This window comes from Planctomycetota bacterium, assembly GCA_039182125.1.
In the GTDB taxonomy this organism is placed as follows: Bacteria; Planctomycetota; Phycisphaerae; order Tepidisphaerales; family Tepidisphaeraceae; genus JBCDCH01.
The window spans coordinates 76,606-89,769 of record JBCDCH010000001.1 but is presented as its reverse complement, the minus strand read 5'-3'; the positions used below and the strand labels follow the sequence as shown (position 1 = coordinate 89,769).

Genomic DNA, 13,164 nt, shown 5'->3' with positions numbered 1-13,164 from the left:
GACACAAACGTGCCCGAACCGTTCAGCCGTCCGTGCCGAAGCGGTAGACGGTTGTTTGCCGGTAGGTTTCACCGGGTCGTAGGACGGTGTCGCCCAGATGTGGGTGGTGAATGCCGTCGGGATAACCGTGGGCTTCCAGGCAGATTCCGCCGAACTGCGAGTAGGGCTTACCACCTTTGCCGATGTCGTTGCCGTCAAGATTGCGGCCGGTGTAGACCTGGAGCATCGACTCGGTGGTTTCAACATCCATGGACCGGCCTGTGGCGGGGTGCGTGAGCCGGGCGGCGGGGCGGAGTGTGCCAGGCTCACCGGAGACGAAGTACATGCTGCCGTGCTGTTGATCGAGTTGGTCAATGCGATCGGCGAGATGCACCGGCTCACGCATGTCATCGACGGTGCCATCGACACTATGCTTCGCGCCTGTCAGTACCGAGTCGGCGCGGGCCGGGCTGTTCTCGGTCGCATGGACTTGCAGCACGTGATCGTGGATCGACCCGCTGTCGTGGCCGGCAAGGTTGAAGTAGGCGTGGTTGGTCGGATTGACCAGCGTCGGCGCGTCGGTGGTGGCCGAGTACTCGATCGTCCACGCACCGTCGTCCGTGAGCTTGTATGTCACCGCGATGTCGAGATTGCCGGGGTAGCCCTGGTCGCCGTCGGGGCTGTGAAGAGTCAGTTTGAGCGTCGCGTCGTCGATCGGCTCGGCGGTCCAAAGTCGTTGGTCAAAGCCGTCGTGGCCACCGTGGATGTGGCTGATCTCCCCGGGCTCGTTGAGCCCGAGTTGGTAGGACTTGCCGTCGAGATCGAACTTGCCGTCGGTAAGCCGGCCGGCGATCCGTCCGACCAATGCACCGAAATATGGGTGGCGTTTCTGGTAGGGCGGCAGGGTGTCGTAGCCGAGGTTGACGTCGGCGGTGTTGCCGTCGCGATCGGGGGTGTGAATCTCGGTGACCACGCCACCGAGGTTGATGACGCGGAGCGTCACGCCGCCGGCGGAGAAGGTGTAGCGGTGAACGTCGTGGCCATCGGGCGTGGTGCCGAAGAGTTCGCGTTGCATGGGGCGGGTTATCGCCGACGGCGGCGCAAAATCAATCCGCTAGCGCCGTAGCCGGCCTTTCTCGCATCGGGAGGTCACGATTTGGGACGCTTGCCCTTCATTGCCGGGCCGCAACGTGATCCAGGTCACTTTTGCAGTTTTTCGGCGTTTTCGTCGTACCAGACGCAGAATCCCACGATCACAAACGGCAAGGCGATGCCACACCCTGCATGTTGTTCGGGGTTGTGGACAGGGTTTATGTTTCAATCAACGAAACCTTGAGGAGGTTCTCCCCATGCGTCAAAACAAAATGACCAAAGCCGCCTGTCGCGGCTTCACACTCGTCGAGCTGCTCGTGGTGATCGGAATCATCGCGCTGCTCATTTCCATCCTGCTCCCCTCGTTGCAACGAGCTCGCGAGTCGGCGAACTCGGTCAAGTGCCTTAGCAATCAGCGCTCGTTCACACAGGCGTTACTGATTTTCGTCGCCGACCGCAAGGACGGCGAGTTCATTGACTCGGAGATTCGTCGCGGCGCCTTCCCAACCGGAAACGGTCAGGGATCGGTGCCCAAGATTCTGAGTGACCTCGGGTATCTCAATCTGCAGGAAGACCCTGAGATCATCTTCTGCCCGTCCGCGGCCGATCCCGGCATCCAGATCGCAACGCAGCCGAACTTGCTGCACGGCACCGCTCAAACCCACTGGATTCGCGACTTCACAGCTGACGGTAGGGGCTTTGACCCGGCCAATCCGCTGGACAACCCGACGTTCTCCGAGGGCAGCTACGCCATGAACGGGTGGCTGATCTACACCAAGCAGACACCCGGCTCGGGCACCTTTACCTCCGGCGATGTGATTCGGGATCTGCGCGTTCAGGGTGGCCCGCGCGACTCGATCATCGACGAGATGTTCTATGGAAAGATCGCTCGCGTTCGTGACTCGGTGAACACCCCAGTCATCGGTGACGGCGTATGGTCCGAAGCATTCGCTTACGAAGGCGAAGGCGGTGAGTACACGCTCAAATCGCCTGATGACATCAACCCGTGGCCGTTTGCCAGTTCCGAGGCAATCACCGGCGAAAACAGCCAGATCAATCGCTTTCACATCGCTCGGCATGGCAATGGGATCAACATGGCCTTTGCAGATGGTCATGCCGAAAAAATCGACAACCTGAACAACATCTGGCGTCTCAAGCACCACGGTGCATGGGATGAAGACTTGGTCGATCCTGACATCCAAGCCGAGTGGTAGGCAATCGGCCAGCTTGGCTCCATCGGATCCAGTGTGAACAACGCCGTCGACCGTGTGAGGTCGGCGGCGTTGCTCGTTCTATCGCGGTGTGTCAAACCAAAAGCCGTTGCGTCATTGTAACGGTTACGCGGTTTGTCACATTCTGATCCCAAAAGTCACATATCACACCTGGTCAATCAATGTCACACAAACGGCCTTGTCCGCTCTGAAAAGCGGTTTACTTTCGGTGTATCGGCGGCTTGCCCTGGGCCAACGGGTCCGTAGTCGCTGCGAACCAGCCCTTTCCATTTGGAGGACCAATGCAACTTAGCAAAACACTTCTCGCCGCCGCGACCGTGGCGACCTTCGGTCTGGCGTCCACCGCCAGTGCCCAAATCTTCAGCGACACCTTCGACCGCACCAACGGCAGCGGTGACGCCAATGGCTTCGCCAACGGCACCCCGAACGATTCGGACTGGGGCTCCAACGATAATGGCCTCGGCGGAACCGAAGTTCAGACGTACACCTTCGACGAGTCGCGGGGTGGTGGTGCTCAGCAGACCACCAACGGATCGGTTGCTCAATTCGTCGCTGGCGGCGTTCAAGTCGAACTCGACCTCGCACCTCTCGCCCCCGTGGGCTACACCGTTGCCTTCGACTTCCAGCGTGCCGCCGGTGGCACCGCGTTCGTCGGCATGGCGCTCGGACTCGACGACACGGACCTGATCGAGAATACCGGTGGCTTCAACGCCAACACCTTCCTGTTCGCGGATGCTGCTAACGGTGCCGACGGAGCGATTCTGTTCGATGCCGGCGCGGCCGCAGGCGGCGTTGGTGGTGTCCAAGTCTTCGAAGCGGGCGTTCAGGTTCAAGACATTGACGAAGCCGATGGCTACACCGACGACGAGGCCGTAAACTCGGTCGTGATCACCGTTGACGCCCCGACGGGCTACGGTGCCGGCTCGGCCGGTGTTCTTAGCGTTTCCATCAACGGTGGAGCTTCGATCACCGAAGACATCTTGTTCGACGGCGTGTCGAGCGGATTCCTTTCGTTCTACAGCCCAGCGGTCGGTGATCCTACCACCGGCAGCTTCACCAACATCGACAACCTCGTCGTTACCGCGCTGCCCATTCCAGAGCCGGCCACGCTTGGTCTGCTTTCGGTCGCGGGCCTCGGTCTGATGCGTCGTCGGCGCTAAGCGCGTCGGTCGATCATCGTTTCAACTCCTCAACGCCGCGGCGGGCTCAATGCCCGCTGCGGCGGTTTTTGTTTGGAATCTCACAAAATCACTCTATTGGTGTCACACACGGAGTGTTACTGTCACAGAACGCCCGTAGCCGTGCCGTAGCCATGGTTTAAGCTCATCACATCGTGGCAACCAAGGCCATGACCGCCTCAAACGATTTCTTTGCGAAGGAACCCCCGATGTCCCGTGCTGCTTTCCCATGGTTGTCCGTTCCCCGGGGCCTGCTGGCCGTGGCTGGCGCGGCGTTGCTGCTCCCGATGACGTTGCGTGCCGACGAGGCGGCGAACCAGCCGCCGGTCGAGGGCGACCCGGCCAACGCCGCGCCCGCCGCCGACGAAGTCGTCACCCGGGAGCGCGCCGCCGGCGCGGCCGACGGTGCCCAGCTCAACGCCGAGATCCTCCCGGTCGTGCGGCTCACGCCGCGCGACGTGCGTCTGCCCGGCTTCGGACCGCGCGACGTGCTGAGTCTCGACGGCACTTGGCAGTACGCCCGCGTCGTCCCCGAAGGCTTCGACGGCACCGCCGCGAGCATCACCGACAACGGCGGCGAGTGGACCGACATCACCGTGCCCGGCTACGTCGCCTACCAGGGCTTCGAGCGTATGGAGAAGAACACGCCCGACGCCGTGGCGTGGACGCGCACCTTCGAGCTGCCCGAGAACTTCGCCGACAAGATCGTCCGCCTGCGGTTCGAGTCGGTCGACGGTTTGACCAAGCTGTTCGTCAACGGCCAGTACGTCGCGGAGAACGAGATCGCGGTGCTGCCGAGTGAGTTCGACATCACGCCGTTCCTGCAGGAGGGCGAGAACGAGATCACACTGCAGATCAACTGGAGCCTCGCGACGCACTGGGCCAAGCGTGAGCTCGGCGGGATGAGCCGAAGCGTGTACCTGCAGGCACTGCCGCCGGTGAACCTCGCGCGTGCTCATGTCACCACCGAGGTCGATGGCGAGCACGTCACCGCCGTCGCGCATGTGCGCGTCGCCAACGACTCTGACCAGCCGGTCGACGACGTGAACCTGCGGTTCAACATCTTTGACCAGGGCCAGCGCAAGGTCGCGACGGACCTGAACGAAGTGTCGTTGCCGTTGCCGCCTATCCCGGCGGGGCAGGTGCTGGAGATGCAGGTCCCGATCCCGGTGGTCGATGCGGTGGACCCGTGGACGGCCGAGACGCCGAACTTGTACCGCATGGACACCCAGCTCCATCGCGGTGACGAGCTGACGATGACCGCCCGCCAGCAGTTCGGCTTCCGCGAGATCGAGGTCGTCGGTAACGAGCTGCTGATCAACGGCACGCCGATCAAATGGCGTGGCACCAACTACCACATCCAGATGCCCGGCATCGGCGAGAACATGACTCGCCAGCAGATCGAGACCGACATCCGCATGTTCCACGAGTCGAACATGAACGTGCTCCGCTCGCGCCCGACGCCGAGCTACGAGTACGTGCAGGTCTGCGACGAACTCGGCATGTACACGACCGTCGAGGCGATGCTCACACTCATGATGTACGATCGCGGCCCGCGTCAGAAGCACGGCAACACCCCCGAGATCGGCCCCGGCGTGCGCCTGCACATCGCGACCATGATCGAGTCGTACAAGTCCAACCCCTCGGTCATCCTCTGGGGCCTGGGCAACGAGAACCCGTACTACGACTACTTCCGCACCGCCGCGGTGGGTGCGGCGATGCGTGACCCGAGTCGGCCGTTGTTCTTCGGCTCCGACGCACGCCTGGGCGTCGACATCGACTTCATGGACGTCAACGACGACCACTACCCGCGCGTCGGCAAGGTCAACCTCCCCGGCCCGCGTAACGCCTTCCTCGACATCCACGGCAACGAGTGGGACTACCCGACCGATCGGCCCAACATCTTCACCGAGTGGGCACACAAGCACATGAACAACCGGAAGGAGTACGCCTTCGATCCGGGCATCGATGACTACTGGGGTTACTACGCCCAGGCCCACGCCGACTGGACCTACGCCCCCGACAACCAGCACATCCTCGGCGGCTTCCTGTTCAAGGGCGCGCCCTACCGCAACCTCGGCACCGGCGACGATCCGATCTGGCGCGGCATCTTCGACGAGGACCGCCGCAAGAACGACTACTTCTGGCACGTCCAGAAGTCCCACTCGCCCGTTCGCATCGGCGACGTGCAGGGCAAAGTCGCCGACGGCAAAAGCGTCTTCGTCGTCGACAACCGCTACGACTACACGAATCTCAACGAACTGAAGATCGAGTGGTCGGCCGACGGTGAGCGCGGAATCCTTGATCCCGACGTCCCCGCACGCACCATCGGCAAGCTTGAGATTCCGACTACCGCCGCGCCGATCGAACTGACGATCACCGGCACCAACGACGTGGTCGTCGATCGCTACGTGCTCAACGCCGAGGCACCAGCGGTTTCGCCGCTGCCGACGGCCGCGATCGCCGAGGTGCGTGAGACGGATGCCGCGGTGTTCATCACCGCCGGCAACGCCGAGTACGTCATCAGCAAGGAGACCGGCCTGCTCGACGAGGGCACCGTCAATGGCGAGCCGGTCCTGCGCGGCACGCCGGAGCTGGTCGTCCGCCCGACGCAGTTGAAGAACTTCCGCGGCCAGCAGAAGCTCACGCTCGTCAACCAGGCCGCCAACTGGCAGGCCGAGGCCGAGAACGTCGACGTGCAGAAGCTCGACGACGGCGGCGTCCGCGTGATCACCACCGGCAAGTACGACACCGCCGAGGGCACCATCGCCACGTCGATCAACGCCGCCGGCGTCGCGACGATCTCCTACGACTTCAACTGGACCGGCACGCAGGAGTTCAACACCTTCGACTGGGGCTTCGCGCTGCGGGCCGCGCCCGAGGCTGACACGCTCAAGTGGAAGCGCGACGCACAGTGGTCGTGGTACCCCGAGGATCACATGGGCCGACCCGTCGGCACCGCCATCGCCGGCGGCGATGCGTCCTTGGCCAACCTCCGCGGCATCTACACCGGCGGGCTCAAGCCCTGGCCCTTCAGCCAGGACATGCTCGACGGCGTCACCAATGACTTCCGCGCCACCAAGTTCTTCATCCGCGAGGGCGGCCTGTACAACGGCGACGCCGGCGTCGTCGTCCACGGCGACCTCACGCCCGGCGAGCGTCAACACCTCAAGGCCCACCCCGTCGGTGGCGACCTGAGCGATCACGCCGAGGGCGAGGAGCCGACGAGGAACTTCATCTTCGTCGAAGAGAAGCACGGCGATCGCGGTGACGGCTACTGGCTGGAAGTGATCGAGTACCACATGGGCGGCACCGAGCCGCACCTGACCAAGTCGATCCGCATCAGCGACTACCTCACCACCAAGCCCGGCACCAAGTTCACCGGCGAGTTCACCTTCCACCTCACCGGCGGCGAAACCGGGGACAAGGTGACCATCGCCGAGTAACGCAAGACGCCTCCATCTCGACTACCCAACAACGCAAGCGCGTTCGGTGATCCGAACGCGCTTGCGTTGTTTGTAGGCCGCGAAGACGATCAAGCTTCACGCCAACCGGGGTCGCACCATGGGACAGGGTTTCGACGTCTTCATCAGCTACGCGTCTGCCGACCGGGAGTACGCGCAAGCCGTACACGATCAACTCAAAGCGGCGGGGCTTTCGGTCTGGTTCGACCAAGCCCGCCTCAAGCCCGGCCTCGACTGGCACCGTGAGATCGAGGCCGGCTGCGAAGCCAGCCGCGTGATGCTGCCGATCCTCACCCCGCGCTGGGGCGACTCGCGCTGGACCTGCTACGAGACGTACGTCCACAACGCGATCGTCCCGCTGCTGTTCGAAGGGACGGTGGAAGAGTCGTTCACGCCGCCGCTGCGGCGGTTCCAGGCGCAGTCGATCGACTTCCGCACCGTCGAGCAAGACGACTGGGATCGGCTCATCGAACTGGTGCGCGAGCGCGTCAAGCAGATCAAAGCCAACCCGCCCGTCCGCCCCGACCGCACGGCGACGACGGGCTTTCCGCCCAACCCGCACTTCCAAGGCCGTGAAGACACGCTCAACGCGATGATCGATGCGCTCTTCCGCAGCCCGACCACGGCCGTCACGCAGGGCCGCGCGGAGGTCGTCGCCTCCCTCGGCGGCATCGGCAAGACCACGCTCGCCAACGAATTCGTCCATCGCTACTGGCGGCTTTACCAGCACGTGTTCTGGGTCGATTGCCGGCGGGATATCACGACGCAGTTCGCCGACATCGCGCGCCAGCTCTGGCCCGACCAGAAGCTCGGCACCGACTTGACGACACTCGCCCTTGCCGCCGCGAAGGAACTGCACCGCCCGCTGCCGGCCGGTGCGCCGCTGCGGCTGCTCGTGCTCGACAACGCCGAGGGGCCGGACGAACTGAAGTACGAGATCACACTCCCGCAGCCCAACGGCACGATGCTTATCGAAGAGGGCAGCTGGCTCCCGACCTGCGGCAGCTGTCACACGATCCTCACGTCACGCTTCGCCAAGTGGCCGGGCAATGTAGAGATGATCACCCTCGACGTCCTCGACCGTCGGCCCTCGCGCGACCTCCTCGCCGAGCGCGCCGGCAAGCCGTACGTCCACCTCGACAGGGACGAGCGACGCGCGTGCATGACGTTGATCCGCGCGCTGGGCTACTTCCCCCTGGCCCTCGAAGCCGCCGGCGCTTACATCGCCAACGAAGGCCCCGGCTTCGGCATGGCCGACTACCTCGCCTTCTACCAACGCTCACAGGCCCGCACCCTCCGCGAACACGCTGAGGGTTTCACCGACTACCCCGCGTCGGTCTACACCACCTGGCGCGTCACGATCGAAAAACTCTCCCCCGAAGCCCGCGCCTTGCTACGCCTGTGCGCCTGGCTGGCCGCCACGCCGATCCCGCTGGCGATGTTCAGCGCGCAGGGCAAAGGCCTGGCGGCGGCCGGCGCGCTTCTCACCGGCGAAACGCCGACCAAAGAAGCCCCCGACGAAGACGACGTCCGCGGTTACAAGACCGAACTCGTGAACTACTCCATGGCCAAGGCCGTCGGCCTCGGTGACCTCGGCCAAGGCTTCACCATCCACAACCTCACCCAGGCCGTCGAACGCCACAAGACGCCGGAGGAGCAGGCGGATGAGTGGTTTAAGTCGACGGTGAACATATTCCAGGTATTTGCGCCAGCCGTGTTGAACAACCCTGCCGGTTGGCCAGTTTGGCGCTTAATCGAGCCTCACGCCCTGCAGCTTGCTGAGCATGCAGGCGATCAGGCCGGTTCGGACGTCCAAGGCGAACTCACGACCGATGTTGCGAACTACGCCTTCACCCAAGCGCGCTACTCGGAAGCCGAGCCGCTCATGCGGCGCGCGTTGTCGATCGACGAGGCAAGCTACGGCAAGGACCACCCCAACGTGGCCCGCGATCTCAACAACCTTGCACAGCTACTTAAGGCGACCAACCGGTTGGGCGAGGCCGAGCCGCTGATGCGGCGGGCCTTGGCGATCGACGAGGCCAGCTACGGCGAGGATCACCCCGAAGTGGCCATCGATCTCAACAACCTTGCTTCGCTGCTTCAGGCGACCAACCGGCTGGACGAGGCCGAGCCGCTCATGCAGCGGGCCTTGGCGATCGACGAGGCCAGCTACGGCGAGGATCACCCCAACGTGGCCATCCGACTCAACAACCTTGCACTGCTGCTTAAGGCGACCAACCGGCTGGACGAGGCCGAGCCGCTCATGCGTCGTGCGTTAGCGATCGACGAGACCAGCTACGGCAAGGACCACCCCAACGTGGCCATCCGACTCAACAACCTTGCGCAGCTGCTTCAGGACACCAACCGGCTAAGCGAGGCCGAGCCGCTCATGCGGCGTGCGTTAGCGATCGACGAGACCAGCTACGGCAAGGAACACCCCGAAGTGGCCACCGATCTCAATAACCTTGCACAGCTGCTTCAGGCGACCAACCGGCTGGGCGAGGCCGAGCCGCTGATGCGGCGCATGGTCGGCATATTCATGAACTTCACACGCTCGACCGGTCACCAACACCCACACCTGCTCGCCGGGGTCAACAACTACGGGGTTCTGCTCATGGAAATGGGCCACACGCAGGAACAAGCCATCGCCGAGATTCGGGTGATCTGTCCGGGGTTGTTCGCGGACTCGTGAAACCGTGTTTCGTCATGCCGGCGAACTACACCCCGGTGACTTTCGCGCCGTTTTCGCTACGTTCCGCTCATGTCTTTCCGCGACCCATCTCTTCCGCGCGAACAGCGCGTTCGTGACCTTGTCTCTCAACTGACGCTTGAGGAAAAGTGTGGCCAGATGCTGCACGAAGCCAAGCCCATCGAACGGCTCGGGATTCCCGCTTACAACTGGTGGAACGAAGGCCTGCACGGCGTCGCAAGGGCCGGGCGGGCGACGGTGTTTCCGCAGGCGATCAACCTCGGTGCGACGTTCGCGCCGGAGCTGATCGGCCGCGTCGCATCAGCGATCGGGGACGAGGGCCGGGCCAAGTATCATGCGGCCGCGGCCAACGACAGCCGCGCCCGGTACCAAGGCCTGACCTACTGGTCGCCGAACGTGAACATCTTCCGCGATCCGCGGTGGGGGCGTGGCCACGAAACCTATGGCGAAGACCCGTACCTCACCGGTCAACTCGGCTGCACGTTCGTCGGCGGCCTGCAGGGTGACGACCGCGAGCACCTGAAGATCGCCGCTTGTGCCAAGCACTACGCCGTTCACTCGGGGCCGGAGCCGCTACGGCACGTCTTCGACGTTAAGGTCTCCGACAAGGACCTGCACGAAACCTACCTGCCCGCATTCCGTTCACTCGTCGTCGACGCCGGCGTCATGGGCGTGATGGGTGCGTACAACCGCGTCGACGGTCACCCGTGCTGCGCTCACCCGGTGCTGATGGATGACATCCTCCGCGAGCAATGGCAGTTCGACGGGTACTTCACCAGCGACTGCTGGGCGATTCGCGACTTCCACGAACACCAGAAGGTCACGAAAAACTTCACCGAGTCGGCCGCGCTGGCGGTCAAGCACGGCTGCGATCTGAACTGCGGTGTGAGCTACGACCACCTGCTCGAAGCCATCGACGAAGGGCTCATCACCGAGGCTGACATCGACGTGTGCGTGACGAGGTTGATGGACATCCGCGTTCGGCTGGGCATGTTCGACCCCGAACCGGAAGGCCGCGACTGGCACGCCGAGGCCGAGGCGATCGTTCGCAAGCCCGAGCACACCGCCCTTGCCTGCGAGGCCGCCCAACGGTCCCTCGTGTTGTTGAAGAACCATGACAACATCCTCCCGCTGAGCCGGAAGGACACGCGGCACATGCTGCTTGTCGGCGCGCTCGCCACGGACGTCGACGTCATGCTCGGCAACTACTTCGGCACCAGCTCGCACGTCGTCACCGTGTACGAGGGTCTCGCCGCCGCGGCCGACGTCGGTTGCGTAATCGACTACTGGAAGGGCTGCCTGCTGAGCACGCCGAACCTCAACCCGCACGACTGGAGCCTTGGCACGATCGCCGAGACGCAGGTCGTCGTTGCGGCGCTGGGCATCTCGCCGATGCTCGAAGGCGAGGAGGGCGAAGCGTTGGCCAGCGATGCGACGGGCGACCGGCCGAACCTGGGCTTGCCGCCGAACCAGTTGCAGTACCTGCGCGACATCCGCGAGAAAACCGCCCGTCACGGCAAGCCGTTGGTCGTCGTGCTCTTCGGTGGCTCGGCGATCTGCGAGCCGGAACTCGACGAACTAGCCGACGCGATCCTCTGGGTCGGCTACCCGGGCGAGCAGGGCGGTACCGCGATCGCCGACGTGATCTTCGGCAACGTGTCACCGAGCGGCCGGCTGCCGTTCACCTGGTACGAGAGTGGCAGCGATCTGCCGCCGTTCGACAACTACAACATGTATCCCGCCGACCAAGGCGGAACCGGCAATGGCCGCACCTACCGCTACTTCACCGGCACGCCCAAGTTCCCCTTTGGATACGGACTGAGCTACGCACCGATCCGCTACGCGAGCGCCAAGGCTGCCGGCCCGCAACACGTCGAAGTCGAACTCACGAACGATGGCGACAGGGCTGTGACGGAAACGGTGCAGGCGTACGTCCGCCTCACCGGTGCGTCGGTGCCGACGCCACGTTGGGCATTGGCGGGCCTGGCGTCGGTGCCCGTCGAAGCAGGCGCCTCCGCAATCGCTTCGATCGAACTGTCCGAACGAGCGCTCGGGGTGGTGGGCAACGACGGCGTGTGGAGCAAGCACGACGGCGGCACAGAGGTGTACGTCGGTCCATCAAGCCCGATTTCCGACACCCCCGAAACGGGGCAACGCGTACAACTGCGCGGCTGACCGGGATGCTGCGACGTCGAGGCGGGTCGAGCGGCCTGTCGCGAATCGCTGTTTAGCGGCTCAAAACCGGAACACCGGGCGAGGTGCGTGACAATTGAGCACAGGGGTTGACCCCGCAATGTAACCGGTTACATTCGCGGTGATCCGCGATGAAACCGGTTTCATTCGTATCCCGCTCGCTTTCACCCACCGCGCTGTCATCCGCGCCGCAATTGGTGTCGAAGGCACCAACGGGTGACCGGCCGACGATCGCAGACATCGCCCGATATTGCGGTTTGTCCAAGGCCACGGTGAGCCGGGTACTCGGTGCGGGTCGGTCGGCCGACGGCGTCCGGGCGTTGGTCCGTCCCGAGACCCAGGCCCGCGTACAAGAGGCTGCCCGCGCCCTCGGTTATCTGCCGGACCTCAGGGCTCGCGCGTTGGCGGCCGGGAGCACCCACACGATCGGACTGCTCTACACCGGTGACGCCCCGATCCTCGACAGCGTGTACGAGCCGATGATTCGGGCGCTAACCCGACACCTCAGCCAAGCTGGCTACCACCTTGTGTTTATACCCGTCGGAGCCAACGCCGCCCCCGATCATCACAACAACACCCACCCCAGTTGGTCACGCATTGTGGACGGTTACGGGCTCGATGGCTGCATCGCGATGCACGCCATGTCCGATGCACTCCGCGACTACCTCCGCGAAGTCCGCAAGCCGATCGTGTTGCTCAACGTCACCGATGAGGAGCTTCGGCCGGTCGCACTGCCCGACGATGACAACGGTGCTCGGCTGCTCACGGATCACCTCGCCGATCTAGGTCATCGGCATACCTGGATGTGGATCAATACCGAGTGCATCGATCACTTCAGCAAAACAACGCGGGCCAAGTCGTTCGTCAATCAGGCCGAAAAGCATGGGATGCGAACGCGGGTCGAGCATGTGACACGCGATGCATTCCTGTCGATGTTCTTCGACGCACTGTCCGGAAAACCTGCCGATCGCCCGACGGCCATCATGGGATACTCCCATTCGGAGGGCATCGAGCTGCTTCACTTCCTGGTCAAACGAGGCGTCAAGGTGCCTGACGACGTAAGCGTTTGCTGTTTCAACGACGTGTATCCGACGGCGTATACGTCACCTGCACTGACGACGGTGGACGTCCCGGCCGATGCACTGGGCCGACTCGGGGCGACGTTGATGCTTGACGCACTCGACCGCGACAACAAGGGGCTCGAGGTCGATGACACAGCCGCACAAGCGAAGCACATTCTCGATGAACACGTCATCGTTCGAGCGTCGACCGCACCACCACGATCCGGAGCAACCCGAGTGGAGGACGACACCTGA

The 13,164-nt window shown here is 63.7% G+C and carries 7 protein-coding genes; 6 read left to right on the top strand and 1 reads right to left on the bottom strand.

The features are described 5' to 3' along the window. Window positions 1–22: 22 nt before the first annotated feature. A complete protein-coding gene (locus AAGD32_00275; GenBank protein ID MEM8872668.1) occupies window positions 23–1,054 on the bottom strand; it encodes an aldose epimerase family protein in 1,032 nt (343 codons plus the stop codon). A gap of 100 nt (window positions 1,055–1,154) precedes the next feature. Here AAGD32_00275 and AAGD32_00270 point away from each other — a divergent pair, with 100 nt between their 5' ends. From AAGD32_00270 to AAGD32_00245, 6 genes are all read left to right on the top strand, one after another. After that, window positions 1,155–2,285, top strand: a complete 1,131-nt coding sequence (locus tag AAGD32_00270; protein ID MEM8872667.1) for a prepilin-type N-terminal cleavage/methylation domain-containing protein — start codon at window positions 1,155–1,157, stop codon at window positions 2,283–2,285. 299 nt (window positions 2,286–2,584) lie between these two features. Then, entirely contained in the window at window positions 2,585–3,463 is an 879-nt protein-coding gene (locus AAGD32_00265; GenBank protein ID MEM8872666.1) for a PEP-CTERM sorting domain-containing protein, read from the top strand. Window positions 3,464–3,690: 227 nt separating this feature from the next. Then, window positions 3,691–6,927 carry a glycoside hydrolase family 2 TIM barrel-domain containing protein gene (locus AAGD32_00260; GenBank protein ID MEM8872665.1) on the top strand — a complete coding sequence of 1,079 codons (3,237 nt, stop codon included), beginning with the start codon at window positions 3,691–3,693 and terminating at the stop codon, window positions 6,925–6,927. Between the two features lie 118 nt (window positions 6,928–7,045). Continuing rightward, window positions 7,046–9,637: a tetratricopeptide repeat protein gene (locus AAGD32_00255; GenBank protein MEM8872664.1), complete on the top strand. Its 2,592-nt coding sequence runs from the start codon at window positions 7,046–7,048 to the stop codon at window positions 9,635–9,637. Window positions 9,638–9,706: 69 nt separating this feature from the next. After that, entirely contained in the window at window positions 9,707–11,830 is a 2,124-nt protein-coding gene (locus tag AAGD32_00250; protein MEM8872663.1) for a glycoside hydrolase family 3 N-terminal domain-containing protein, read from the top strand. Between the two features lie 149 nt (window positions 11,831–11,979). Beyond that, window positions 11,980–13,164, top strand: coding sequence for a LacI family DNA-binding transcriptional regulator (locus tag AAGD32_00245; GenBank protein MEM8872662.1), 1,185 nt, complete (start codon window positions 11,980–11,982; stop codon window positions 13,162–13,164).

Bases quoted from the DNA above. Each gene is read 5' to 3' on its own strand.
- AAGD32_00275 (MEM8872668.1), bottom strand. From the start codon at position 1,054: ATGCAACGCGAACTCTTCGGCACCACGCCCGATGGCCACGACGTTCAC.
- AAGD32_00265 (MEM8872666.1), top strand. From the start codon at position 2,585: ATGCAACTTAGCAAAACACTTCTCGCCGCCGCGACCGTGGCGACCTTC.
- AAGD32_00260 (MEM8872665.1), top strand. From the start codon at position 3,691: ATGTCCCGTGCTGCTTTCCCATGGTTGTCCGTTCCCCGGGGCCTGCTG.
- AAGD32_00255 (MEM8872664.1), top strand. From the start codon at position 7,046: ATGGGACAGGGTTTCGACGTCTTCATCAGCTACGCGTCTGCCGACCGG.
- AAGD32_00250 (MEM8872663.1), top strand. From the start codon at position 9,707: ATGTCTTTCCGCGACCCATCTCTTCCGCGCGAACAGCGCGTTCGTGAC.
- AAGD32_00245 (MEM8872662.1), top strand. From the start codon at position 11,980: ATGAAACCGGTTTCATTCGTATCCCGCTCGCTTTCACCCACCGCGCTG.